Genomic DNA, 23,270 nt, shown 5'->3' on the forward strand with positions numbered 1-23,270 from the left:
CGTCTAGCGGATCGTCACGCGTTGTTCTGACTGTCGACGGCCCGACGGGCCTCCGGGTTGAGCACGCCCCACCCGATGAGCTGCTCGGTCAGCACGCTCGGCGACTGGTCGTAGATCACGGCCAGGGTGCGCAGGTCGTCCTGGCGGATCGACAGCACCTTGCCGTTGTAGTCGCCGCGCTGGCTCTGGATGGTGGCCGCGTAGCGCTGCAGCGGACCGGCCTGGTCGGACGGCACGGTCTGCAGCCGCTCCAGGTCCAGAACCAGCCGCGGCGGCGGCTCGGCCGCGCCGTTGGGGGTGCCGCCGGGCAGCAGCTCCTGGACCGGAACGCCGTAGAAGTCGGCGAGCTCGGCCAGGCGCTGCACGGTTACCGCACGGTCGCCGCGTTCGTACGAACCGACGACGACGGCCTTCCAGCGGCCCTGGGACTTCTCCTCGACACCGTGCAGGGACAGGCCCTGCTGGGTCCGGATCGCGCGGAGCTTCGCCCCGAGCTGCTTGGCGTAGTCGCTGGACATCTCGCTCCCAAAACAGGTGACTGACCGTGAAGGTCCACCGGTGGTTGGCCGAACCGATGGGGTGGCTACCTCCGGGCCGGCTTTCTGTACCTCGAACTCTCCCCGAAGCTGCGAGGTTCGGCACGTCGCGACTGTCGCGTTTGGCCCGGTGGTGACTCATTGTGAGGTTACGCAGAGTAATTTGCGTCCGTCAAGCCGAACGGCCTACAAAGCCGGATTCGCGCAGGTGAGAGGCCCCTTTACGCCGCTTTCGCCCCGGCTCGATCGAACGGTCCGGGCGGCCGAAAGACTGATGATGTTGGCTGATACTGTGAGGGACGTACCCCGGCGTCCTTTAAAGCCCGTCCTGTGAGACGGGGAAGGAGGTCTGTTTCCCATGACAGCACCTGGCAACACCCCCGGCGGCACGTCGGCCGCCCGTCCCAAGGACCTCGACCCGGCCACCGCCCGCGCGGTCCTGGACACCTCCGATATCAACCGGGCACTGACCCGGATCGCGCACGAGATCGTCGAACGCGCCAAGGGCGCCGACGATGTCGTGCTGCTGGGCATCCCGACCCGAGGCGTGGCACTGGCCCGCCGGCTCGGCGAGCGGCTCGCCTCGATCGAGGACGGCGCGAAGGTCCCGGTCGGCGCGCTGGACATCACCATGTACCGCGACGACCTCCGGCTCGGCCCGGCTCGCGCCCTGGAGCGCACCGAGATCCCGGCCGAGGGCATCGACGGCAAGCTCGTCGTGCTGGTCGACGACGTGCTCTTCTCCGGCCGCACCATCCGCGCCGCCCTGGACGCGCTGAACGACATCGGTCGCCCGCGCGCGGTGCAACTGGCCGTCCTGGTCGACCGCGGCCACCGTGAACTCCCGATCCGCGCCGACTACGTGGGCAAGAACCTGCCCACGTCGCTGCGCGAGACCGTCAAGGTCCACCTCGCCGAGTACGACGGCCGCGACGCGGTCCTGCTCGGCACCCGCGCGGCCGACCCCGCCGCGGCCCCCACCGACGCGGAGAAGTAGCCAGTGAAGCGCCACCTGATCTCGGCCGCGGACCTCACCCGTGACGACGCCATCCTGATCCTCGACACCGCCGAAGAACTCGCGCACATCGCCGAGCGGCCGATCAAGAAGCTGCCGACGCTGCGCGGCCGCACCGTGGTCAACCTGTTCTTCGAGGACTCCACCCGCACCCGCATCTCGTTCGAGGCCGCCGCCAAGCGGCTGTCCGCGGACGTGATCAACTTCTCCGCCAAGGGCTCCTCGGTCTCCAAGGGCGAATCGCTCAAGGACACCGCGCTGACCCTGCAGGCGATGGGCGCCGACGCGGTGGTCATCCGGCACCACGCCTCCGGCGCGCCGCACCGCCTGGCCGGCTCCGGCTGGCTGCGCGGCTCGGTGGTCAACGCCGGCGACGGCACCCACGAGCACCCCACCCAGGCGCTGCTCGACGCGTTCACCATGCGGCGCAGGCTGGCCGGCGGGCGCGGCGATCTGGAAGGCCGCCGAATCACCCTTGTGGGTGACGTCCTGCACAGCCGGGTGGCCCGCTCCAACGTGCTCCTGCTGGCCACCCTGGGCGCCGAGGTCACCCTGGTCGCGCCGCCCACGCTGCTCCCGATCGGCGTGGAGAGCTGGCCCTGCACGGTCTCCTACGACCTGGACGCGCCGCTGCCCAAGAGCGACGCGGTGATGATGCTGCGCGTGCAGCGCGAGCGGATGAACGCCGCGTTCTTCCCCACCGAGCGCGAGTACTCGCGCCGCTACGGCCTGGACCTGCGCCGGATGGCGATGCTCCCCGAGCACGCCATCGTGATGCACCCCGGCCCGATGAACCGCGGCATGGAGATCGCCGCCGAGGTCGCCGACTCGACCCGCTCGACCATCGTCGAGCAGGTCACCAACGGCGTCAGCGTGCGGATGGCGGTCCTGTACCTGCTCCTGGGCGGCAACGAACCGGCCCTGAGCACCCCCAGCACCCCGAACACCAGCACCAGCACCGACACCGGCACCGAGGAGAGCACCCAGTGAGCACGTACCTGATCAAGGACGCCAAGGTCCTCGGGGGCGACGCGTCGGACGTGCTCATCCGCGACGGCGTGATCGCCGAGATCGGCACCGGCCTGAGCGCCGACGGCGCCGTCGTGATCGAGGCCGCCGGGCAGATCCTGCTGCCGGGCCTGGTCGACCTGCACACCCACCTGCGCGAGCCCGGCCGCGAGGACGCCGAGACGGTCGCCACCGGCGCGAACGCGGCGGCGCTGGGCGGCTTCACCGCCGTGCACGCGATGGCCAACACCGACCCGGTCGCGGACACCGCCGGCACCGTCGAGCAGGTCTGGCGGCTCGGCCAGGAGACCGGTCGTTGCGACGTGCACCCGGTCGGCGCGGTCACCGTGGGCCTGGCGGGCAAGCGGCTCGCCGAGCTGGGCGCGATGGCCGACTCGGCCGCGCGCGTGCGGGTGTTCTCCGACGACGGCAAGTGCGTCGACGACGCGGTGATCATGCGCCGCGCGCTGGAGTACGTGAAGGCCTTCGACGGCGTGGTCGCCCAGCACGCGCAGGAGCCCCGGCTGACCGAGGGCGCGCAGATGAACGAGGGCACCGTCTCGGGCGAACTGGGCCTGCGCGGCTGGCCCGCGGTCGCCGAGGAGTCGATCATCGCCCGCGACGTGCTGCTCACCGCGCACGTCGGCTCGCGCCTGCACGTGTGCCACGTCTCCACGGCGGGCTCGGTGGAGATCCTGCGCTGGGCCAAGTCCAAGGGCTGGAACGTCACCGCCGAGGTCACCCCGCACCACCTCCTGCTCACCGACGAACTCGTGCGCAGCTACGACCCGGTCTACAAGGTCAACCCGCCGCTGCGCACCGCCGCCGACGTCACCGCGCTGCGCGAGGCGCTCGCCGACGGCACCATCGACGCCGTCGCCACCGACCACGCCCCGCACCCCAGCGAGGACAAGGACTGCGAGTGGGCGGTCGCCGCGATGGGCATGCTCGGCCTGGAGACGGCCCTGTCGATCGTGCAGGAGACCATGGTCGACACCGGCCTGCTCGACTGGGCCGGCGTCGCCGACCGGATGTCGGTGCGCCCCGCCGCGATCGGCCGACTCGACGGGCACGGCCGCCCGGTCGAGGTCGGCGAGCCCGCCAACCTGGTGCTGGTCGACCCGACCCCACGGCGTACGGTCGAACCGTCCGAACTCGCCTCGCGCAGCCGTAACACCCCCTACGCCGGCTTGGAACTGCCCGGCAAGGTGGTCGCCACGTTCCTGCGCGGCGTACCCACGGTGATCGACGGGAAGCTCGCGTGACCTCAGGCACGGCGCACCACGACCTGCTGCTGCTCGCCACCGAACAGAAGTCGGCGGAGGTGACGAACTGGGGCGGTCGCATCCTGTGGATCGGCATCTGCCTCGCCTTCGTGCTCGGCGTCTACCTGCTGATGTGGCGCGCCTGGAAGAAGCGCGGCAAGCGGCAGGAGGGGCTGCCCGCGCTGCCCACCGCGCCCGAGGCCGGTGCCGCGCCGCTGCTGCCGCCGCTGGTCGGCCGCTACTTCGGCAGCACCACCGCCGGCGACTGGCTCGACCGCGTGGTCGCGCACGGCCTGGGTACCCGCAGCCCGGTCGAGCTGACCCTGCGCGCGGACGGGCTGGTGGTCGAGCGGCCCGCCGCGACCGACTTCTTCGTGCCCGCCGCGGCGCTCACCGGCGTGCGACACGAGAAGGGCATCGCCGGGAAGGTGCTGCCCGAGGGCGGCCTGCTGGTGATCACCTGGACGCACGGCGACACCTCGCTCGACTCCGGCTTCCGCGGCGATCACCCGGACGACCACGACGCGTGGATCGAGACCATCACCCGGCTGATCGCCGGGGAACTGCCGGCGACCGCCGGCACCGCTACACAGAACCACCAGGAAGGATCGGTCACGTGACCGCAATGACCGGACGGGCCACGACGCCTGCGGTGCTCGTCCTCGAGGACGGGCGCACGTTCCGCGGCAGCGCCTACGGCGCGGTGGGGGAGACGTTCGGCGAGGCGGTGTTCTCCACCGGCATGTCGGGCTACCAGGAGACCCTGACCGACCCCTCGTACCACCGCCAGGTCGTCGTGATGACGGCCCCGCACGTCGGCAACACCGGCGTCAACGACGAGGACCCCGAGTCGTCCCGGATCTGGGTCTCCGGCTACGTCGTCCGCGACCCCGCCCGAGTGCCCTCCAACCACCGCTCGCGGCGTTCGCTCGACGACGAACTCGTGCGCTACGGCGTGGTCGGCATCAGCGGCATCGACACCCGCGCGCTGACCCGCCACCTGCGCGAGCGCGGCGCGATGCGGGTCGGCATCTTCTCCGGCGACGCCGCCCGCGCGGACGAGGCCGCACTGCTGGAGCGGGTGCGCACCAGCCCCGAGATGGCCGGCGCCGACCTCGCCGAGCAGGTCAGCACCGACACGGCGTACGTGGTGCCGGCCATCGGCACCAAGCGCTTCACGGTCGCCGCGCTGGACCTGGGCATCAAGGGCATGACCCCGCACCGGATGGCCGAGCGCGGCATCGAGGTGCACGTGCTGCCCGCCACGGCCACGCTGGACGAGATCAACGCGGTCGCCCCCGACGGCGTGTTCTTCTCCAACGGCCCCGGCGACCCGGCCACCGCGACCCACCAGATCGAGCTGCTGCGCGCCGTGCTGGCCCAGGGCACCCCGTTCTTCGGGATCTGCTTCGGCAACCAGTTGCTCGGGCGCGCGCTGGGCTTCGGCACCTACAAGCTCAAGTACGGCCACCGCGGCATCAACCAGCCCGTGCAGGACCGCACGACCGGCAAGGTCGAGGTGACCGCGCACAACCACGGCTTCGCCGTGGACGCGCCGCTGGACACCGTCTCGGACACCCCGTACGGGCGGGCCGAGGTCAGCCACGTGTGCCTCAACGACGACGTCGTCGAGGGCCTGCGGCTGCTGGACCGACCCGCGTTCAGCGTGCAGTACCACCCGGAGGCGGCGGCCGGACCGCACGACTCCGCCTACCTGTTCGACCGTTTCGTGACGCTGATGGAGACCAAGAGTGCCTAAGCGCAGCGACCTGAAGTCCGTCCTGGTCGTCGGCTCGGGCCCGATCGTCATCGGCCAGGCCGCGGAGTTCGACTACTCCGGCACCCAGGCGTGCCGGATCCTCAAGGCCGAGGGCCTGCGGGTGATCCTGGTCAACTCCAACCCGGCCACGATCATGACCGACCCGGAGATCGCCGACGCGACCTACGTCGAGCCGATCACCCCCGAGTTCGTCGAGAAGATCATCGCCAAGGAGCGCCCCGACGCGCTGCTGCCCACCCTGGGCGGGCAGACCGCGCTCAACATCGCGGTCTCGCTCAGCGAGAACGGCGTGCTGGAGAAGTACAACGTCGAGCTGATCGGCGCCAACCTCGACTCGATCCAAAAGGGCGAGGACCGCGACCTGTTCAAGGGCGTGGTCGAGCGGGTGCGGGAGAAGATCGGGCACGGCGAGTCGGCCCGCTCGGTGATCTGCCACTCGATGGACGACGTGCTCGCCGGCGTCGACACGCTCGGCGGCTACCCGGTCGTGGTCCGCCCGTCCTTCACCATGGGCGGCGCCGGCTCCGGCTTCGCGCACGACGAGGAGGACCTGCGCCGGATCGCCGGCCAGGGCCTGACCCTGTCGCCGACCACCGAGGTGCTCCTGGAGGAGTCCATCCTCGGCTGGAAGGAGTACGAGCTCGAGCTGATGCGCGACAAGCACGACAACGTCGTGGTCGTCTGCTCGATCGAGAACTTCGACCCGATGGGCGTGCACACCGGCGACTCGATCACCGTGGCGCCCGCGATGACGCTGACCGACCGCGAGTACCAGACGCTGCGCGACATCGGCATCGCGGTGATCCGCGAGGTCGGCGTGGACACCGGCGGCTGCAACATCCAGTTCGCGATCAACCCCGAGGACGGCCGGGTGATCGTGATCGAGATGAACCCGCGCGTCTCGCGCTCCTCGGCGCTGGCCTCCAAGGCGACCGGCTTCCCGATCGCCAAGATCGCCGCGCGGCTCGCGATCGGCTACACGCTCGACGAGATCCCCAACGACATCACCAAGGAGACCCCGGCCAGCTTCGAGCCCTCGCTCGACTACGTCGTGGTCAAGGTCCCGCGCTTCGCCTTCGAGAAGTTCCCGGCCGCCGACGACCGCCTCACCACCACGATGAAGTCGGTCGGCGAGGCGATGGCGATCGGCCGCAACTTCACCGAGGCGCTGAACAAGGCGCTGCGCTCGCTGGAGAAGAAGGGCTCGCAGTTCGACTTCGTCTCCGCGGTCGGGGACAAGGCGGACCTGCTCGCCGCAGCCGAGAAGCCCACCGACGGGCGGATCAACGTGGTCATGGACGCCATCCGGGCCGGTGCCACACCCGAGGAGCTGTTCGAGGCGACCCGGATCGACCCGTGGTTCCTGGACCAGATGTACCTGATCCACGAGATCGCCGGCGAGGTCCGCGACGCGGCCGAGCTGACCCCCGAGGTGCTGCGGCTGGCCAAGCGGCACGGCCTCTCGGACGTGCAGATCGCGGCGATCCGGGGCATGCGCGAGGAGGTCGTGCGCGAGGTGCGCCAGGCGCTCGGCGTGCGTCCGGTGTACAAGACCGTGGACACCTGCGCCGCCGAGTTCGCCGCGCGCACCCCGTACCACTACTCGTCCTACGACGAGGAGAGCGAGGTCGCGCCGCGCACCAAGCCGGCCGTGATCATCCTGGGCTCCGGGCCGAACCGGATCGGGCAGGGCATCGAGTTCGACTACTCGTGCGTGCACGCCGCGTTCGCGCTGCACGACGCGGGCTACGAGACCGTGATGGTCAACTGCAACCCGGAGACCGTCTCCACCGACTACGACACCTCCGACCGGCTCTACTTCGAGCCGCTCACCCTGGAGGACGTGCTGGAGATCGTGTACGCCGAGACCCAGGCCGGACCCGTCGCCGGCGTCCTGGTCCAGCTCGGCGGACAGACCCCGCTCGGGCTGGCGCAAAAGCTCAAGGACGCGGGCGTGCCGATCGCGGGCACCTCGCCCGAGGCGATCCACCTCGCCGAGGAGCGCGGCGCCTTCGGCCGGGTGCTGGCCGAGGCCGGACTGCTCGCGCCCAAGCACGGCACCGCGTTCTCCTTCGGCGAGGCCAGCGCGATCGCCGCCGAGATCGGCTACCCCGTGCTGGTGCGGCCCTCGTACGTGCTCGGCGGGCGCGGCATGGAGATCGTCTACGACGAGCCCTCCCTGGCCACCTACCTGGAGCAGAACGCCGGCCTGGTCAGCGACCACCCGGTGCTCGTCGACCGCTTCCTCGACGACGCGATCGAGATCGACGTGGACGCGCTCTACGACGGCGAGGACCTCTACCTCGGCGGCGTGATGGAGCACATCGAGGAGGCCGGCATCCACTCCGGCGACTCGGCCTGCGCCCTGCCGCCGATCACGCTCGGCGCGCACGACATCAAGCGGCTGCGCGCGGCCACCCTGGGCATCGCGCGCGGCGTCGGGGTACGCGGACTGATCAACATCCAGTTCGCGCTCTCCGGCGACATCCTCTACGTCCTGGAGGCCAACCCGCGCGCGTCGCGGACCGTGCCGTTCGTGTCGAAGGCCACCGCGGTCCCGCTGGCCAAGGCCGCCGCGCGCGTCTCGCTCGGCGCCACGATCGCCGAACTGCGCGCCGAGGGCCTGCTCCCGGCCGAGGGCGACGGCGGCACGCTGCCGATGGACGCGCCGATCGCGGTCAAGGAGGCGGTCCTGCCCTGGAACCGCTTCCGCGACACCAAGGGCCGCGGCGTGGACACCGTGCTCAGCCCGGAGATGCGCTCCACCGGCGAGGTGATGGGCATCGACGCGGTGTTCGGCACCGCCTACGCCAAGTCCCAGGCCGGCGCGTACGGTTCGCTGCCGCTCAAGGGCCGCGCCTTCGTGTCCTTCGCCAACCGGGACAAGCGCTCGATGGTGTTCCCGGTCAAGGCCATGCACGACATGGGCTTCGAGATCCTGGCCACCGAGGGCACCGCCGAGGTGCTGCGCCGCAACGGCGTGCCCGCCACCGTGGTGCGCAAGCACAGCGAGGGCCCGGGCCCGAACGGCGAGCCGACCATCGTGCGGATGATCCACGACGGGGAGGTCGGGCTGATCGTCAACACCCCGTTCGGCACCGGCGGCCGACTCGACGGCTACGAGATCCGCACCGCGGCGGTCACCCGGGGCATCCCGAGCATCACCACGGTGCAGGGCTTCGCCGCGGCGGTCCAGGGCATCCAGTCGCTGATCGCCGGCGACATCGGGGTGCGCTCGCTCCAGGAGCACGCCGACCACATCACGTCCCACCGAAAGGGCTGACGACAGCGATGGCACTTCCGCTGCAGGTGCAGGCGGAGATCGTCGGCCGCGAACCCGCGGGCGCGTACCACCGCCTGGTGTTGCGCGCCCCCGGGATCGCCGCCCGCGTCGAACCCGGCCACTTCGTCGCCGTGGCGATCGGCGGCGTCGACTCGGCGATGCTGCTGCGCCGCGCGTTCTCCATCCACCGGGCCGACCCGGGCGCGGAGACGATCGACGTGGTCTTCGCCGAGGCCGGGCGCGGCACCCGCGAACTGGCCCGGCTGCGGGTCGGCGACAGCGTGAACGTGGTCGCGCCGCTGGGCACGCCGTTCCCGCTGCCGGCCGAGCCGGTCAGCGCGGTGATGGTGGCCGGCGGCTACGGCAGCGCGCCGATGTTCGCGCTCGCCGAGCGGATCGTGGCCGACGGCGGCTCGGTCGCCTTCGTGCTCGGCGCGGCGACCGGCGAGCGGCTGTACGGCGTGGACCAGGCGCGCGCGATCACCGAGGACGTCGTGGTCACCACCGACGACGGCTCCGAGGGTGTGCGCGGCTTCGTCACCGGCCCGCTGCCCGAGGTGCTCACCGCGGTGGCGGCGGACGTCGTGTACGCGTGCGGGCCGATGGGCATGCTGCGCGCGGTCACCGAGGTGGCGACCGCGCACGACGCGCGCGTGTTCACCGCGGTCGAGGAATCGATGGCGTGCGGCGTCGGGGTATGCATGACGTGCGTGCTCCCGGTGGTCGGCGACGACGGCGTCAGCCGGTTCGTCCGCTCGTGTGTGGACGGGCCGTGCTTCGACGGCACCAAGGTGCGCTGGGACGACGCCGGCACGATCCCGGCGGACATCGAGGGCGCAGCGGCGATGGGAGCGCACTGATGACCGACGTGTACGGCGGTTACGCCGACAACGAGGACGCGAGCGACTTCGACGAGCCGCCGCCGTCCACGATCATGCTGCCCGGCGGCGGGATCGACCTGGCCACCCGGCTCGGTTCGACGCTGCTGCCGAACCCGGTGACCACGGCCTCGGGCTGCGCCGGCTACGGCAAGGAATTGGCCAAGTTCTTCGAGCCGGCCGCGATCGGCGCGGTGGTCACCAAGACGATCATGCCGTACCCGCGTTCGGGTCGGGCCACCCCGCGGATGGCCGAGACGCCGTCGGGGATGCTCAACTCGATCGGCCTGCAGGGCCCGGGCATCGACGCCTTCGTCGAGCGCGACCTGCCCTGGCTGGCGGCCCGCGGCGGGCGCACCATCGTGTCCATCGCGGGCGGCCACGTGGACGACTTCGTCGCGCTTGCCGAGCGGCTCAAGGGCGCGCCCGGCGTGGTCGGCATCGAGGCCAACATCTCGTGTCCGAACGTGGCCAACCGGGGCCAGGTGTTCGCGTGCAACCCGGCCACGTCCTACGACGTGATCCGCGCGGTGCGCGACGCGGCGGACCCGCTGGTGCCGGTGCTGGCCAAGTTGTCGCCGGACGTGACCTCGATCGTGGACATCGCCCGGGCGTGCGTGGAGGCGGGCGCGGACGGCCTGTCGATGATCAACACGCTGCTGGGCATGGTGATCGACACCGACACGATGAAGCCGGTCCTGGCCGGCGTCACCGGCGGGCTCTCCGGCCCGGCGGTACGACCGGTCGCGGTGCGCTGCGTGTACCAGGTGCACGCGGCGATGCTGGACGGGCAGATGGCGCAGGTGCCGATCGTCGGCATGGGCGGCATCCGCACCGGCCTGGACGCGCTGGAGTTCATACTCGCCGGCGCGGCGGCGGTGTCGGTGGGCACGGTGATCTTCAACGACCCGTCGGCGCCGGTGCGGATCCTGGACGAACTGCGGGCGGCGCTGATCGCCCGCGGCTTCGGCTCGCTGGAGGCGGCGATCGGGTACGCGCATCGTTAGGGGTTCGTGGTGAGGGTGATGCCGGTACGGACGGGGTTCGTGCCGGCATCGCCATGTCCGGGCCCGGACCCGGACGAATATTCGATGTCGACGAGAGTGGGATTTCGATGAGCAACCTCGCACCCGTGGCGGTGGCCCTGGACGCGCCCGACCTCGACCGCGCGCTCGCGTGGGCGAAGGCCGTGGGCCCGCACGTGAGTACGGTCAAGGTCGGCCTGGAGGTGTTCCTGCGGGACGGCGCGGACGCGGTCCTGGGCGCGCGGGAGGCCAGCGGCGGGCGGGACGTGTTCCTGGACCTGAAGCTGCACGACATCCCGAACACCGTGGCGGGTGCGGTGCGTTCGGTCGCGCGGCTGGCGCCGACGTATCTGACCGTGCACGCGAGCGGTGGGACGGCGATGATCCGGGCCGCGGCCGACGCCGCGCCGGAGGTGAACATCGTCGCGGTGACGGTGCTGACCTCGATGGCCGAGGAGGACCTGACGGCGATCGGTCTGGCGGGCCCCTCGATCGAGGCGGCCCGGCGGCTGGCCGGGCTCGCGGTCGCGGCCGGGGCACGCGCGATCGTGTGTTCGCCGCGCGAGGTCGCGGCGGTGCGGGCCGAGGTGGGCCCGGGCATCGTGCTGATCACCCCGGGAGTGCGGCCGGCCGGCGCGGCGCTCGGCGACCAGAGCCGGGTGGCCACGCCCGAGCAGGCGTTGGCCGACGGCGCGGACCTGCTGGTGATCGGGCGGCCGATCACGGGCGCGGCGGACGTCGGCGAGGCGGCGCGGGAGATCGGCGCGGCGCTGGCGGCGCGCTGATTGCGGCGGAGCGCGCGGGTGGGCCGGGCCCGGTCGGCCGGCCCTTGCCCGGGCGTGCGCGTCGGCTCGCGGATGCCGCTGTGGCGTGCGTGTGGCCCCGGACCGGGTGTCCGGCACCCGGGAGCGCCGGGAGTGCCGGACGCGGCCCAGGGGCGCTCCGAAGGCGATCTCGGGCCGTTGCGGCGGTTCGGTGGGCTCTGCGGCGTGGCCGCCGTACGTGCGGATTGCTCCGGGCGGGACCGATCGAGCCGTCGCCGCCGAGCCCGACGCGGCCTGCGTCCGGGATCGGAGTGTGGTCGCCGTGCGCAAGAGCGCCGGGAGGGGGTGCGGAGGCGCCGGCGGGTCCGGCGACCGCCCCGTAGGTGTCCGACGCTCCGTCAGGTTCGGGTTTTGTCGCAGGTAGCCGGGCTTTTCCCATCGATTCGGGCGACGCGGACCGATTCGCCGACTAGGCTCCCTCGTGAGCCGGCCCGGTGGAGTGTCGCGCGTTGCCGCGAACGCTCTGACCAGCTAGGTTCCACTGTTTGTTGGTGGCCGTCCGAGCCGGGCGGCCTTGAGGATCGCAACGAAGTCCGAGGTGACACGGCGTGGCTCTCCCACCCCTGACCCCCGAAGAACGCGCGGATGCGCTCGCTAAAGCCGCTGCGGCTCGGCGGGAGCGCGCCGAGGTGAAGAACCGGCTCAAGAACTCCGGTGCTTCGCTCAGCGACGTCATCAAGGAGGGCAAGGACAATCCGGTCGTGGGCAAGATGAAGGTATCGGCCCTCCTGGAGTCCCTCCCCGGCGTCGGCAAGGTGCGCGCCAAGCAGCTCATGGAGAAGCTGAACATCTCCGAGACCCGGCGCGTCCGCGGTCTCGGCACGAATCAGATCGCAGCACTCGAACGGGAATTCGGTGGCTCCGCGTCCTGAACCGGGCGCCGGCTCCGATCCCCGTAACGTGCACGGCACCCGTCGACTCATCGTGCTCTCCGGCCCCTCCGGGGTCGGCAAGAGCACGGTGGTCGCTGACCTGCGCCGCCGTCACCCCGAGGTTTGGCTGTCTGTGTCCGCGACCACACGAAAGCCCCGTCCAGGGGAGACCGACGGTGTGGAGTACCACTTCACCGACGGCGATCAGTTCGACAAACTGATCGCTTCCGATGAACTGCTCGAATGGGCCGAATTCGCCGGGAACCGATATGGGACCCCGCGACTGCCCGTGCTCGAACGGCTTGACGCCGACGTTCCCACCCTGCTCGAAATCGACCTGCAGGGCGCCCGGCAGGTACGGCAGGCGATGCCCGAGGCACGCCTGGTGTTCCTCGCCCCGCCCTCGTGGGACGAACTGGTCCGCCGTCTGGTGGGCCGGGGGACCGAGTCCCCCGAAGTCATCGAGCGGCGCCTGGCCGCCGCGAAGGTCGAGTTGGCCGCGGAATCCGAATTCGACATGACGCTGGTCAACACGTCCGTCGAAGACGTCGTACGCGAACTGCTAGCCTTGATGAACGTATCTTGATCGTCCGGGCTGCCCGATAGTCACCAGGCAGCCCGACTTTCACCCACAGCTTTCACAGCTTTTCGAAGGGCCCCCGCCTTGTCAGCTTCTTCCACCGCACCCGAGGGCATCATCAACCCGCCCATCGACGAGCTCTTGGAGGCGACCGACTCCAAGTACAGCCTCGTCATCTACGCGGCGAAGCGTGCTCGGCAGATCAATGCCTACTACTCGCAGCTCGGCGAGGGCCTGCTGGAATACGTGGGTCCGCTCGTGGACACGCACGTGCACGAGAAGCCGCTGTCGATCGCGCTTCGCGAGATCAACTCGGGCATGCTGACCGCCGAGCCCATCGAGGGCTGAGCGAGTCACGCGACTCGAATGCGCTGTATCGCTGGACCGCTGGACACGAAGGGCTCGACGGTGTGCCGTCGGGCCCTTCGTGCGTCTTGATCCTTGATCGCGTATGGCGTACCTGTGCTCTGGGCGCCGACACGCGCGCCACGCAGGTGATCCGGAGGGTGGGCGACGAGGGTGGACCGGATCGAGAGCGGCGCGCACGCGCCGAAGGCGGGCGGACGACCGCTGCCCGTGGACACGCTGCTGGACGCGCCGTTGGCCCGCGCCGGCGAGCGGGCCCGGGAACTGCGTGAGGCGGGCTTCGACGGGGTGTTCACCTTCGAGGGCCCCACCGACGTGTTCCTGCCGCTGGTGCCCGCCGCCGCGGCGGGCGTGGACATCATGACCAACATCGCGGTGGCCTTCCCGCGCAGCCCCACCCATCTCGCGCACACCGCCTACGACCTGCACCTGGCCTCGCACGGCCGGTTCCGGCTCGGCCTGGGCACCCAGATCCAGGCGCACATCGAACGCCGGTACGGCGCGAAGTGGTCGCGCCCGGTGGCCCGGATGGCCGAGACGCTGCGCGCGGTCCGGGCGGTGCTCACGTGCTGGCAGCGGGAGACGCCGCTGGACTTCCACGGCGAGTTCTTCGACCTCACGCTGATGCCGCCGACGCTGCGACCGGGGCCGAACCCGTACGGGCTGCCGCCGCTGCTCGCGGGCGGGGTGGGCCGGCGGATGATCACCATGGTCGCCGAGCACGCGGACGGGCTGCTCGTCCACCCGCTCAACACCGACCTGTTCGTGCGCGGCCCGGTCACCGACGCGGTCACCGACGGCCTGGTGTTGTCCCGGCGCACCAGGGAGGAGTTCTCGGTGATGCTCGACGTGATCGTCGCGGCCGGGCGGACCGAGGAGGAGATGCGCGCCGCGATCAAGGGCGCCCGGGCGATGGTCGCGTTCTACGCCTCCACGCCCGCCTACCGGCCGGTGCTCGACGTGGAGGGCTACGGACCGTTGCAGGCCGAACTGCACGCGCTGATCCGGGCCGGCCGCTGGTCGGACATCCCGCACGCGGTCGACGACACGCTGCTGGGCCGGGTGGTGGCGATCGGCGACCCCAAGGACGTCGCGGCCCAACTGGCCTCGCGCGCCCACGGAGTCGCCGACCGCCTCGGGTTCTACCTGCCCTATCGGGCCGACCCGGCGTGCGTGTCCGAGGTGCTGGACGAGCTGCGGGCGCTCACCTGAGCCGGCCCCGTCGACGGCCTACCCCAGTCGTCCCACCGCGCGGCGCAGCCGCTTGAGGTCGCGCAGCCGGCGCTCGTAGCCGGCGCCGATCACGATCAGCAGGACGCCCGCGGTGCCGAGCACGGCCCAGCGTGGCACCGCGTCGTACACCGGCGCCAGGTGCGGCAGCAGGTGCACCAGGCCGACGGTGGCCAGCACCGCCGCGCCCAGGAACAGCGGTGCCTGGAGCCGGAATCGCGCGCCGACCAGGAGTGTGGCGATCGCCGCCGCGCCGAGCAGGCCGGGCCGGATCGGCTCGCCCTGGCTCAGCGCGAGCGGCAGCGAGGGCAGCAGCAGCACCGCGAGCGGCGCGCCGTACCCGGCCCACGAGGTGGTCTCCGGGTCGGCACGCCGGCGCAAGAAGCCCTCGGCCAGCAGGGCCAGGCCCAGCGGGATCGTGTACGCCTCCGGGTGAGCGACCCCGAGCAGCGCCAGCCGTACCCAGTAGGCGGCGAACAGCAGCGACATGGCGGTCGGTCGGGCCGGCCGGCGCAACGGTCCGTCCGGGGTGGTCGCCGCGGCCGCGCCGGCGGCGGCCAGGGCGAGCCAGACCTGCTCGGGGGCCACCACGAGGGTCGCGACGGCGGCCATGAGCACACAGCACGCGGCGACGAGCGCGGTCGCGAGGCCGGCGGCGGCGTCGGAGCGGGGGAGCCGGGCGGTGGCGACGTACAGGAGGGCGGCCGTGCCGACCGCGGCCAGGACGGACGCGGTGGGCGCGGCGTCGAGGCGGTGCAGGGTGGCCGGCACCGTCGCGGTGAACAGCGCGACGGTGGCGGGCGCCCAGATCGGGCGTGCCTCGCCGTGCCCGCGGATCGCGCTGTGCAGGGTGCCGGCGGTGACGACGGCGAGCGCGACCGGCAGCAGGCCGCCGGACTGTGTGATCGACACCGCCGCCGCGACCACGGCGACCCCCTCGATCGTGAGCGCGGCCATCGGCAGATCGTGCAGACGGGTGGCGACCACCAGCAGGATCGCCGCCGCGCACGCGCCGGCCACCGCCTGACCGGGCACCCCGACGTCGAGCCGGTACAGCGTGGCCGCCGTCGTGGCGTACAGCAGGACGGCGGTCGCGGGCGCCCACCCGGGCCGCAACACCGTGCGGCCGAACAGCGCGCCGGACAGGGTGGCCCCCGCCGCGATCGCGAACGTGACGGGCGAGGTCGTGCGGCCGGCCAGGAGGGCGACGAGCAGGGCCGCGCCCGCCGTGCCCTCGATCGCCAGGGCGACGGCGGGCCGACCGGTGGGTGCGGTGGCGAGCGGGAACAGCAGGGCGGCGGCGATCACGGCGGCGTGCGCGGCGGCGGGCCGATCGGCGCCGAACGCGTGCGCGCCGGCCGCGATCGCGCCGACCCACCACACGCAGGCCGCGCCGGCCCAGGCCGGCCGGGTGGTCGGCAGGTCGCGGAGCGCGCCGGCCAGGCACGTCGGCAGGGCCGCGGCCAGGCCCACCGCAAGCGGGACCGGGGCGTGCGCCGCGGCGAGGAGGCCGATCGCCCAACCGGCGCCGCTGACCAGGGTCAGCGCGCGGGTGGTCGCGGCCTTCGGGCGCAGCGCCACCGCGATCAGCGTGACCAGCGCGCACAGCAGGGCCGGTACGAGGCCGGTCGGGGCCGTCGCGGCGCCCAGGTGGCGTGCCGCCATCGCGACGTCGGCGCCGGCCAGGGCGAGTGCGAGACCGGCCGTGATCGGTCGAACGAGCGGGCCAAGGAGCGCGGGAGCGGGGGTGGGGCGAGGCGGATGGTCGGCGGTGTGGGGGTGGTCGCTGCCGGGGCGGTCGTCGGCGGCTCGGTCGCCGTCGGGGCGATCCTGTGGCGGGGCGAACGGGTTGGTGGTCGAGTCCTCGGGGGCCGGTGATCGGTGGTTGTTCGGGTGATGGGTGGCTGCTCGGTCGGATGCCCGGTGGTCGGATGTCGCGTCGGCGTTTGCCTCGGTGTTTGCGTCGGTGTTTGCGTCGGGGGCCGCCTCGGCGGTCGCCCGGTTCGGCTCCGGCGACAGGCGTCCCGGTGACAGGACGGCGGTGAACGTGAGGCCGGCCGCGCCCAGGGCCCAGACCGTGATCGAGGTCAGCGGGTGCGCCGTCGCCCACGTGAGGGCCACGACACCGTGCGCGAGGGCGACGAGGGGCAGCCACGGGCGTACCCGCCCGGTCAGGGCCCAGCCGCCGGCGGCCACCAGATGCCAGCCGAGCGCCGCCCACAACGGCAGATCCAGGGCCGGCGGCAGGACCAGGAGCAACCCCTCGACGACGACCGCGCCGGCCACCAGGGTCGGCGTACGTCCGGGCCGACCGCGCAGCAGGGTCACCGCGATCAGCGCCACCGGCAGCGCCAGGGGCAGCAGTACCAGCGGCGCCAGGCCGAAGTCCCAGTCGCCGTCCGGCAGGATCGCGTTTCGTGCGCCCACGCCGGCCGAGTCGATGCTCCATGCGCGGCCGGGCCACGACAGCGGGCCCACCAACGCCATCACCGGCGTCGCGATCACCCAGAACGCGGGCACGGCCGTCAGCGGCGCGAGCACCGCGAGCGGTCCGGCCCGGAACGCGCGCGGCACCGCGAACAGCGGCGCCATCGCGACCAGGACCACGATCAGCAGACCCACACCCGTCCACGCGATCGGCAGGTCCGAATCGTCGGCGGGCCGGGTGGCCACCAGCAGGGCCACGGCCGCGAGCGAGCCGGCCATCGCGGATCCGGACGCCAGGTGGCGCACCGCGGGGGAGCGACGCAGCGCGAACGCGATTCCGCCCGCGATCGCGGCGAGCCCCAGCATGGTGGCCGCCGCCGGGCCGCTCGGACCCTCGACGAAGGTCAGCACGACCGCCGTCAGCCAATAGCACAGCACGCCGACCTCGGTGACGATCCGCAGCCCGCGCGCGGCCCGGGCGTAGACCCGGCTCAGCAGCGCGACGTCGACGGCGGCCTGGAGCCCGAGCCCGATGGCCGGCGGCAACAGCGACGAGTGGCCCACCCCGAACCACGCGATCAACAGCGGCAGCGGACCCTGGAGCAGCACCGCCGCCGAGACCCGCAACGCGCGCAGCGGCGCCACCATCGAGCCCAGCGCCGCCGCGCCACCGACCGCGAGCATGGTGCCGGCGACGACCAACACCGCGCTCCCGTCGCGCAGCCCGGCCAGGTCCGCGGCCCAGGCCGCGTAGCCGTCGAGCAGGCCCATCGCGACGGTGAGCGCGGCCATCGCCTCGGCGGTCGCGGGCAGTTCGCGCCGCTCGGCGACCGCGGTGCCGGCCGCGGCCAGCACCAGGGCCAGCGCCATCACCAGGGCCCGGCCGCCGGTGCCGGTGCGATTCCAGGTGACCGCGACGAACACGAGCGCGGCCAGCACCACCAGCAGCACACCCGCGCCCAGCACGATCCGGGCCACCCGACGCCGCCCGACCTCGGCCATCTCGCGCAGGCGGGCCGCGGGCGGCTGGGTGGGGACGGGCGGGGACACCGGCGCGGGTGTCTGCGTCGGGGGCGGGGCCGGCGCCGGTGTCGACGGTTGTGTCGCCGCCGGGAGCAGGGGCGGGCGCGTGAGCGCCCGGTGCGCCTCGGCGCGCATCGCCTGAAGCAGTGCTTCGCGCTGCCGCAGAAGTTGCGCCGCCGACACGCTGACCTGCCACAACCGGTCCGCCTCCGGCCCGCTCAGGCGGATCGCACACCGGTGGCAGCGCTCGGTGCGCGGAGCCCCCAACTCCCGCGCACAGCCGGGACACCGCGTCGCGTCGTCCAACAGCCACTCGTTCAACATCGACGTCATCTCCCCCGATGGAATCCTCGCCACGATGCTGGCAGCGGCAGCGGGACGGGACATCCGTACGAGTACTCAGATTCCGGCCCGCAGTGCGGGCGCCTCGTGCGGAATGCGGTGCGCGAGGGCCGCCCGCGACGGCCGGTCGGCAATCGCCGCCGGCGCGACACGAGATCGAGCCGCCAGGGGCGGTGTCGTAGGCTCGCCGTGCCGGTCGGAACACGGGTCGGCCGCGACGGAGGACCAGGAGCAGCGATGAGTACCGGATCTCGACCCCGCGTCGTCCTCGGCGTCGCGGGCGGCATCGCCGCGTACAAGGCGTGTGAACTGCTGCGCAGATTGACCGAGTCCGGGCACGAGGTCCGGGTGGTGCCGACCGCGTCCGCGCTCAACTTCGTCGGCGCGGCGACCTGGTCGGCGCTGTCCGGGCAGCCGGTGGCCACCGGGGTGTGGGACGCGGTGCACGAGGTGCCGCACGTACGGATCGGCCAGAACGCGGACGTCGTCGTGGTCGCGCCGGCGACCGCCGACATGCTCGCCAAGGCCGCGCACGGGCTCGCCGACGACCTGCTCACCAACACGCTGCTCACCGCGCGATGTCCGGTGGTGTTCGCACCGGCGATGCACACCGAGATGTGGGAGCACCCGGCCACGGTGGAGAACGTCGCGACGCTGCGTCGGCGCGGCGCGATCGTGATCGAGCCGGCCGTGGGCCGGCTGACCGGCAAGGACACCGGCAAGGGCCGACTGCCCGACCCGGAGCAGATCTTCCAGGTGGTCCGGCGCGCCCTCGCGCGCGGGGCGACCGCGCCCGATCTGGTCGGCCGGCACGTCGTGGTCACCGCCGGCGGCACCCGTGAACCGCTGGACCCGGTCCGCTTCCTGGGCAACCGCTCGTCCGGCAAGCAGGGCTACGCGCTGGCCCGCACCGCGATCGCCCGCGGCGCCCGGGTCACCCTGATCGAGGCCAACACCGGCCTGCCGGATCCCGCCGGGGCCGACGTGGTGCACGTGGGCACCGCGCTCGACCTGCGCGACGCGGTGGTCAAGGCGGCGGCGGACGCGGACTGCGTGGTGATGGCCGCGGCGGTCGCCGACTTCCGGCCCGCGAACCGGGTGGGCGGCAAGATCAAGAAGACCGACGCGGAGCCGGACCCGATCGCGCTGGTCAAGAACCCGGACATCCTCGCCGAGTTGGCGCACGACCGGCTCCGGGACGGTCAGATCGTGGTCGGTTTCGCGGCGGAGACCGACGACGTACTCGCCAACGGCCGGGCCAAGCTCGCCCGCAAGGGCTGCGACCTGCTCGTGGTCAACCAGGTGGGCGAGGAGTTGACATTCGGCACGGATGTCAACGAGGCGATCGTGCTGGCCGCCGACGGTGCCGAGACGCCGGTTCCGCACGGCCCGAAGGAGGACCTCGCGGACGTGGTCTGGGACCTGGTCGTGCCCCGTTTCGGCTAGTTCGTCGGCCGAAACGAACGCCCCATCGCCCCAAGTTCACACAAAGTGAGCAACGCCACGCCGTCCATTGCGTGGGACACCCAGTCCCCCGTCGGGGGTCGGGGGGATAAACTCGGGCCCAGTATTCGGTGGACTCGCCCGTCCCGACCTGTCCGGACGGTCCGGGTCCACCTGCCAGCCAGCAGCCGCTGCAACCCCAGGGAGCGATGTGTCCCGCCGTCTGTTCACCTCTGAGTCCGTGACCGAAGGTCACCCGGACAAGATCGCCGACCAGATCAGCGATTCCATCCTGGATGCGCTCCTCAAGGAAGACCCCAAGAGTCGGGTCGCCGTCGAGACGCTGATCACCACCGGTCAGGTGCACGTGGCCGGCGAGGTCACGACGCAGGGCTACGCCGACATCCCCACGATCGTGCGCGAGCGGGTCCTGGAGATCGGCTACGACAGCTCGAAGAAGGGCTTCGACGGCGCCTCGTGCGGCGTTTCGGTGTCCATCGGCGCGCAGTCGGCCGACATCGCCCAGGGCGTCGACACCGCGTACGAGAACCGGGTCGACGGCGACGAGGACGAGCTGGACCGCCAGGGCGCGGGCGACCAGGGCCTGATGTTCGGCTACGCGTGCGACGACACCCCCGAGCTGATGCCGCTGCCGATCACGCTCGCCCACCGGCTGGCCAAGCGACTCGCCGACGTGCGCAAGAACGGGACCATCCCCTACCTGCGCCCGGACGGCAAGACCCAGGTCACCATCGAGTACGACGGCGACCGCCCGGTCCGCCTGGACACGGTCGTGGTCTCGTCGCAGCACGCCTCCGACATCGACCTGGACTCGCTGCTCGCGCCGGACATCCGCGAGTACGTGGTGGAGCCGGAGCTGGCCGGCCTGGACATCGAGACCGAGGGCTACCGGCTGCTGGTCAACCCGACCGGCCGGTTCGAGATCGGCGGCCCGATGGGCGACGCCGGACTCACCGGTCGCAAGATCATCATCGACACGTACGGCGGCATGGCCCGGCACGGTGGCGGCGCGTTCTCGGGCAAGGACCCGTCGAAGGTGGACCGCTCGGCCGCGTACGCGATGCGCTGGGTGGCCAAGAACGTGGTGGCCGCCGGCCTCGCCCGTCGTTGCGAGGTACAGGTCGCGTACGCGATCGGCAAGGCCGCGCCGGTCGGCCTGTTCGTGGAGACCTTCGGCACCGAATCGGTGCCGGTGGAGACCATCCAGGCCGCCGTGGGCACCGTGTTCGACCTGCGGCCCGCCGCGATCATCCGCGACCTGGACCTGCTCCGGCCGATCTACGCCCAGACCGCCGCGTACGGCCACTTCGGCCGCGACCTGCCGGACTTCACCTGGGAGCGGACCGACCGCGTGGACGCGCTCAAGGCGGCCGCGGGCGCCTGAGCCTTCCGCCGATCGTTTTCCGCAGTCTCGTTTTTCGCCGCCGGCCGCGGCGCGGACCCTTCGGGGCGCGCACCGCGGCCGGCGGCGTTTCTTTCGCGGTGGATGGTGACCGGGGCGGCGGCCGATGGTGACCGGGGCGGCCGACGTCGAGGGGCCGCGCGCGATGCCGGGGCGGGCCGGGGTCAGGCGGCCTGGGCAGCCATGCGCAGGCGGGTGACCAGGTCGGCACGGTCGCCGCCGGCGGTCATCGCCGGGTGCGCGTGCAGCGCCTCGACGGCGTCGCGGGCCTGAGCCCACAGCCGGGCATGCTCCTCTTCGGTGAACTGCCCCGCGTGTCGGGCGATGGCCTCGTAGGCGGCGTCTCGGGCCCGCTGCAACTCGATCAGGTCCGCCGGGATGGGCTGTTCGGACATACCCCAGAGCTTACGAGAGACCACGTAAACACAGGGTTAGCGCCAAATTGCGGCAGACCCCACGCCACGTCCGTTTCAGATGGCCTCGTGATCACGACCGGGCTGATATTGCGGGTGGCGCGGTATTCGGTACTCGGTCACCGGCGGCATGCAGAAGATGGTCAGGTCGCACGCGACGCCGACCGCCTGGGTGGGGGTGTGGCCCAGGTGCAGCGCGGCGCGCGCGTACTCCCAGCCGGAGCCGATCGCGCCGTAGTCGTAGTAGAAGACGTCGAAGTCGTTGCTCGTCTCGAACAGTTTGCCGTCGAACGCGAACATGAACTCCGACTTGGGCTCGAAGCTGGACAGCTTGCGCTTGCCCCACTCGACGAACTCGGCGTAGAACTCCAGGATGTCGCGTTCCTCGGCCGACGCGGGTGTGTGCGTGTCCAGGAACAGGCGCATCAGGTTGATGTCGCGCAGCAGTCCGGCGCCGCCGAAGATCAGGCTCTCGCCGATCTTGTACAGCTTGGTGCCCTCGGTCTTGGCCTGACCCCAGGTCACCTGGGAATCGGCGGCGATCACGATCGACTCGTCGATGATCTTTCCGGCGACGACACTCATCAACGCCCCCCGTACGTACGGCTGATGCGAATCCGGACGTGCCGGTTCAGGATCGCAGAGGGGCGGGCTTCGGCGCAGGCGTTCGGGGTGGCGCGGGACGGTTTCCGCCGGACGCGTGCGGGCCGGCCCCGCCGGACGGGCGCGGGCGTGCGGCCCGCCCGGCGGTCGTGGTGGTGCTCGGCCGGCGGGTCAGAGGCGGACGACGACCTGGTCCAGCGGCTTGCGCCGGATGTCGGGGACGCGTGCGTCCTCGGCCGGGTAACCGACCGGGATGACGTAGGCGGCGCGCTCCTCCTGGGGGCGACCGCACACCTCGTTGAGGAAGCGCATCGGGCTCGGCGTGTGGGTCAGCGTGGCGAGGCCGGCCTGGTGCAGCGACGCGAGCAGGAGGCCGACGGCGATCCCGACCGATTCCTTCGTGTAGTAGGGGCGCGGCGAGTCCGGTCCTTTGTGCACCTCGAACACGACGATCACGACCGGAGCCTCCTCCAGGAAGGGCTTGTGCCAGTCGGTGCCGATCGGTGCGAGGGCCTGGAGCCATTCCGCGGACGCGCGGTGTTCGTAGAACTCGCGCTCCTCCTGCTCGGCGGCCTCGCGCAGGTGGCGCTTGCGCTCGGGGTCGGTGAGCACGACGAAGCGCCAGGGCTGCACGTTGGCGCCGCTGGGCGCGGTGCCCGCGGTGCGGATCGCCCAGTCGACCACGTTGTCCGGGATCGGCCGGGAGGAGAAGTCGCGGACGGTGCGGCGTTGGGCCATCACGTCGTGGAAGGCTCGGCTGCGGGCTTCCGCCTCGTGGGCGGGGACGCCGCGGTGCCGGTGCGGAACCGTGGGGTATGTGGGTTCGTCGACCATGGCGCACAGCACAGCACGGCGCGGGGGTTCGACGGAAGGCCCGCTCGCGGTCGACCGCGGTCCGCTTACCCGAGTGGGTCACTCGGCAGGCCGAGTCGCC

General features: G+C 72.2%; 20 protein-coding genes. 15 read left to right on the forward strand and 5 right to left on the reverse strand.

Annotation, left to right across the window (positions count from 1 at the left end):
• Nucleotides 1-14: 14 nt before the first annotated feature.
• On the reverse strand, nucleotides 15-518 hold the full coding sequence (locus OG948_RS29880; RefSeq protein ID WP_161356183.1) for a transcriptional regulator: 504 nt from the start codon (nucleotides 516-518) through the stop codon (nucleotides 15-17).
• A 376-nt stretch (nucleotides 519-894) separates the two neighbouring features.
• Here OG948_RS29880 and pyrR point away from each other — a divergent pair, with 376 nt between their 5' ends.
• The 13 genes from pyrR (at nucleotide 895) to OG948_RS29945 (ending at nucleotide 14,644) form a co-directional block, all read left to right on the forward strand.
• The gene (gene pyrR, locus OG948_RS29885) at nucleotides 895-1,533 is read left to right on the forward strand and encodes a bifunctional pyr operon transcriptional regulator/uracil phosphoribosyltransferase PyrR (RefSeq protein ID WP_395871878.1); all 639 of its coding nucleotides are present in this window, start codon (nucleotides 895-897) and stop codon (nucleotides 1,531-1,533) included.
• A 3-nt stretch (nucleotides 1,534-1,536) separates the two neighbouring features.
• On the forward strand, nucleotides 1,537-2,541 hold the full coding sequence (locus OG948_RS29890) for an aspartate carbamoyltransferase catalytic subunit (RefSeq protein WP_406299416.1): 1,005 nt from the start codon (nucleotides 1,537-1,539) through the stop codon (nucleotides 2,539-2,541).
• A complete protein-coding gene (locus OG948_RS29895) occupies nucleotides 2,538-3,824 on the forward strand; it encodes a dihydroorotase (protein ID WP_406299417.1) in 1,287 nt (428 codons plus the stop codon). The genes OG948_RS29890 and OG948_RS29895 overlap by 4 nt, the downstream gene beginning before the upstream one ends.
• Complete coding sequence (locus tag OG948_RS29900) at nucleotides 3,821-4,444, forward strand: hypothetical protein (protein WP_395871872.1); 624 nt, start codon at nucleotides 3,821-3,823, stop codon at nucleotides 4,442-4,444. The genes OG948_RS29895 and OG948_RS29900 overlap by 4 nt, the downstream gene beginning before the upstream one ends.
• Nucleotides 4,445-4,449: 5 nt before the next feature.
• A complete protein-coding gene (carA, locus tag OG948_RS29905; RefSeq protein WP_406300367.1) occupies nucleotides 4,450-5,583 on the forward strand; it encodes a glutamine-hydrolyzing carbamoyl-phosphate synthase small subunit in 1,134 nt (377 codons plus the stop codon).
• Nucleotides 5,576-8,887 (forward strand): carbamoyl-phosphate synthase large subunit, encoded by a 3,312-nt coding sequence (gene carB / locus OG948_RS29910; RefSeq protein WP_406299418.1) that lies wholly within the window; start codon nucleotides 5,576-5,578, stop codon nucleotides 8,885-8,887. Before carA ends, carB begins: the two co-directional genes overlap by 8 nt.
• A gap of 8 nt (nucleotides 8,888-8,895) precedes the next feature.
• Nucleotides 8,896-9,747, forward strand: coding sequence for a dihydroorotate dehydrogenase electron transfer subunit (locus OG948_RS29915; RefSeq protein ID WP_395871868.1), 852 nt, complete (start codon nucleotides 8,896-8,898; stop codon nucleotides 9,745-9,747).
• Nucleotides 9,747-10,772, forward strand: a complete 1,026-nt coding sequence (locus tag OG948_RS29920; protein WP_406299419.1) for a dihydroorotate dehydrogenase — start codon at nucleotides 9,747-9,749, stop codon at nucleotides 10,770-10,772. The genes OG948_RS29915 and OG948_RS29920 overlap by 1 nt, the downstream gene beginning before the upstream one ends.
• Before the next feature lie 107 nt (nucleotides 10,773-10,879).
• Nucleotides 10,880-11,575, forward strand: coding sequence for an orotidine-5'-phosphate decarboxylase (pyrF, locus tag OG948_RS29925; RefSeq protein WP_406299420.1), 696 nt, complete (start codon nucleotides 10,880-10,882; stop codon nucleotides 11,573-11,575).
• Between the two features lie 587 nt (nucleotides 11,576-12,162).
• Nucleotides 12,163-12,486, forward strand: coding sequence for an integration host factor, actinobacterial type (gene mihF / locus OG948_RS29930; protein ID WP_026218483.1), 324 nt, complete (start codon nucleotides 12,163-12,165; stop codon nucleotides 12,484-12,486).
• Between the two features lie 28 nt (nucleotides 12,487-12,514).
• On the forward strand, nucleotides 12,515-13,072 hold the full coding sequence (gene gmk / locus OG948_RS29935) for a guanylate kinase (RefSeq protein WP_395871862.1): 558 nt from the start codon (nucleotides 12,515-12,517) through the stop codon (nucleotides 13,070-13,072).
• A gap of 78 nt (nucleotides 13,073-13,150) precedes the next feature.
• Nucleotides 13,151-13,414 carry a DNA-directed RNA polymerase subunit omega gene (rpoZ, locus tag OG948_RS29940; protein ID WP_020551792.1) on the forward strand — a complete coding sequence of 88 codons (264 nt, stop codon included), beginning with the start codon at nucleotides 13,151-13,153 and terminating at the stop codon, nucleotides 13,412-13,414.
• Nucleotides 13,415-13,585: 171 nt separating this feature from the next.
• Complete coding sequence (locus OG948_RS29945; RefSeq protein WP_406299421.1) at nucleotides 13,586-14,644, forward strand: TIGR03617 family F420-dependent LLM class oxidoreductase; 1,059 nt, start codon at nucleotides 13,586-13,588, stop codon at nucleotides 14,642-14,644.
• 18 nt (nucleotides 14,645-14,662) lie between these two features.
• On the opposite strand, the gene OG948_RS29950 is transcribed toward OG948_RS29945, so the two are convergent.
• Entirely contained in the window at nucleotides 14,663-18,445 is a 3,783-nt protein-coding gene (locus tag OG948_RS29950) for an SCO7613 C-terminal domain-containing membrane protein (RefSeq protein WP_406299422.1), read from the reverse strand.
• Nucleotides 18,446-18,691: 246 nt separating this feature from the next.
• Between OG948_RS29950 and coaBC the strand changes: the two genes are divergently transcribed.
• Complete coding sequence (gene coaBC / locus OG948_RS29955) at nucleotides 18,692-19,900, forward strand: bifunctional phosphopantothenoylcysteine decarboxylase/phosphopantothenate--cysteine ligase CoaBC (protein WP_406299423.1); 1,209 nt, start codon at nucleotides 18,692-18,694, stop codon at nucleotides 19,898-19,900.
• Nucleotides 19,901-20,108: 208 nt separating this feature from the next.
• Complete coding sequence (metK, locus tag OG948_RS29960; RefSeq protein ID WP_406299424.1) at nucleotides 20,109-21,302, forward strand: methionine adenosyltransferase; 1,194 nt, start codon at nucleotides 20,109-20,111, stop codon at nucleotides 21,300-21,302.
• Between the two features lie 182 nt (nucleotides 21,303-21,484).
• Here the strand turns inward: metK and OG948_RS29965 are convergent, their stop codons facing one another.
• From OG948_RS29965 to OG948_RS29975, 3 genes are all read right to left on the reverse strand, one after another.
• Entirely contained in the window at nucleotides 21,485-21,715 is a 231-nt protein-coding gene (locus OG948_RS29965; protein ID WP_406299425.1) for a hypothetical protein, read from the reverse strand.
• A gap of 75 nt (nucleotides 21,716-21,790) precedes the next feature.
• Nucleotides 21,791-22,318: a hypothetical protein gene (locus OG948_RS29970; protein WP_406299426.1), complete on the reverse strand. Its 528-nt coding sequence runs from the start codon at nucleotides 22,316-22,318 to the stop codon at nucleotides 21,791-21,793.
• A 189-nt stretch (nucleotides 22,319-22,507) separates the two neighbouring features.
• Complete coding sequence (locus OG948_RS29975; RefSeq protein ID WP_406299427.1) at nucleotides 22,508-23,170, reverse strand: nitroreductase family protein; 663 nt, start codon at nucleotides 23,168-23,170, stop codon at nucleotides 22,508-22,510.
• Nucleotides 23,171-23,270 lie beyond the last annotated feature (100 nt).

Source organism: Embleya sp. NBC_00888 (assembly GCF_045207655.1).
Lineage (GTDB): Bacteria > Actinomycetota > Actinomycetes > Streptomycetales > Streptomycetaceae > Embleya.